At 73.9% G+C, this 2,054-nt stretch carries 2 protein-coding genes; both read right to left on the bottom strand.

Annotation, left to right across the window (positions count from 1 at the left end):
- The coding region (locus tag GTW43_RS15515; RefSeq protein WP_161302561.1) for a PAS domain-containing protein at positions 1-857 on the bottom strand (857 nt) is incomplete at its 3' end.
- 309 nt (positions 858-1,166) lie between these two features.
- The coding region (locus GTW43_RS15510; protein ID WP_161302559.1) for a substrate-binding domain-containing protein at positions 1,167-2,054 on the bottom strand (888 nt) is incomplete at its 5' end.

Raw genomic sequence — 2,054 nt, 5'->3', positions numbered from 1 at the left:
GGCAGTTCGAGGGCGTCGTACCAGGCGCCGCCCGGCGCCGGTCCGTCGTCGGCGGACAGCCTCAGCGCGGCGACCGCCGGTGCGCCGGGGCCGTCCGCCGCTGTGTGCGGGAGCCGCAGGGAGCCGCGCCACGCGGGCGGCGCCGCCTCCTGCCGCTCGACCGCGAGCCGGTGCCCGGTCCCTGCGGCGGACCGGCGGCGCCGGAGCGAGTCACGGGTCTCGCTCACGGTCCGCTGGCTGCGGCGCAGTTCACTGACGTCCCGTACGACCGCCCACATGGAGGCCGTCGCACCGTCGGCGTCGAGCACGGGCTCGCCCATCATGTGCACCGTCCGCACGGTGCCGTCCGGCTGCATCACACGGAACTCGCCGTCGATCGGCTTCCCGTCGATCAGGCAGTCGGTCACCATCGAGGTCAGCTTCGGCTGGTCGTCGGTGTGCACCACCGAGGGCAGCTCGTCGAGGGTGAGAGCGGGCGCGGACGGGTCCCGGCCGAGGATCTGGAACAGCTCCTCGGACCAGCTGGCCTCGTCGGTGAGCAGGTCCCACTCGGCGCTGCCGACCCGGCTGAGGAGCGACCCGGGGCCGCCGACCGGCGGGTGGACGGGGCCGGTCCGGCCCGCGGGGCCGTCCCGCAGCTGCGCCAAGTGCTGGTCGAGGTCGCTCAGTTGGTGCACGGCCAGCTCGTACAGGGCGCGCTGCCAGCGGGCCTCGGGCCCGGCGGTGTCGTCCACGGCTCCACGCCGCACCGCGTCGACGTCACCGAGCAGACGGCGGGTCTGCGTGATGAGGGCGTCGACCGTGCCACGCTCCGACGGCTGGCCGGCGGGGCGGTCCGCGAAGACATGGGGGGACATGACGAACTCCGATGCAGGCGCAGAGGCCGAGGCTGACGGAAGGACCGGTTAAGACTCTGGCACAGGGCGACGTACCCCGTAAGGGATTTGGCCATACACGATGCGGTCATGCTTCTGACATATGCCCGAGTCCTCCAAGGGGCCTTTCCCGTGGGTTCAGGTCGAACGGGTGGCCGATCCTGGCGTATGCCGGTGCGGTGCGGCCCGGAGCGGACGCTGCGTCGAACGACGTAGATGCCGCTACGCCCGTCGCGCGCAGGCGTGGTCGGGGCGGTCCGCGAGTCGGTGTCCCGGAGCCCTTCGGCGGGGTCAGCCGGCGTCCGGGCCCGCCTTGGCGGTCGAGCCGCGGACCACCAGCTCCGGCTCGAACAGCAGCTCGCCCGGCGGCACGGTGCCGCCCTGGATCTGGGTCATGAGCAGCTCCACCGCGGCCCGGCCCATGGCCTCGATCGGCTGGCGGACCGTCGTGAGCGGCGGCTCCGTGCAGTTCATGAACGCCGAGTCGTCGTACCCCACCACGGAGATGTCCGCCGGTACCGTGCGGCCGGCCCGGCGTGCGGCGCGCACCGCGCCGAGGGCGATCGGGTCGCTGGCGCAGATGATGCCGGTGATGCCGCGCTCCACGAGCCGGGCCGCCGCGGCGTGCCCGCCCTCGAGCGAGAACATGGCCCGCTCCACGGCGTCCTCGGGCAGCTCTCCGCCGCCGGCCGCGGCGACGGACCGGGCGGCGGCGAGCTTGCGCTGCGAGGGCACGTGGTCCTCGGGGCCGAGCACCAGCCCGATGCGTCGGTGGCCGAGCGAGGCCAGATGCCGCCAGGCCTGCTCGACTGCCACGGCGTCGTCACAGGCCACGCAGGGGAAGCCGAGCCGGTCGATGGACGCGTTGACGAGGACGACGGGCACCTTGCGCTCGGCGAGCCGCCGGTAGTGGTCGTGCTCGGCGTCGCCCTGGGCGTACAGGCCGCCCGCGAAGACGACGCCGGACACCTGCTGCTGGAGCAGCAGTTCGACGTAGTCGGCCTCGGAGACGCCGCCCTTCGTCTGGGTGCACAGCACCGGGGTCAGCCCCTGCTGGGCCAGCGCGCCGCCGATCACTTCCGCGAACGCGGGGAAGATCGGGTTCTGCAGCTCCGGCAGCACCAGGCCGACCAGCCGGGCGCGCTCACCGCGCAGTTGGGTGGGGCGCTCGTAACCGAG

The sequence above is a fragment of the Streptomyces sp. SID5785 genome, from assembly GCF_009870065.1.
Taxonomy (GTDB): domain Bacteria; phylum Actinomycetota; class Actinomycetes; order Streptomycetales; family Streptomycetaceae; genus Streptomyces.
The sequence above is the reverse complement of the archived record's forward strand: the minus strand, read 5'-3'. Positions and strand labels throughout refer to the sequence as shown.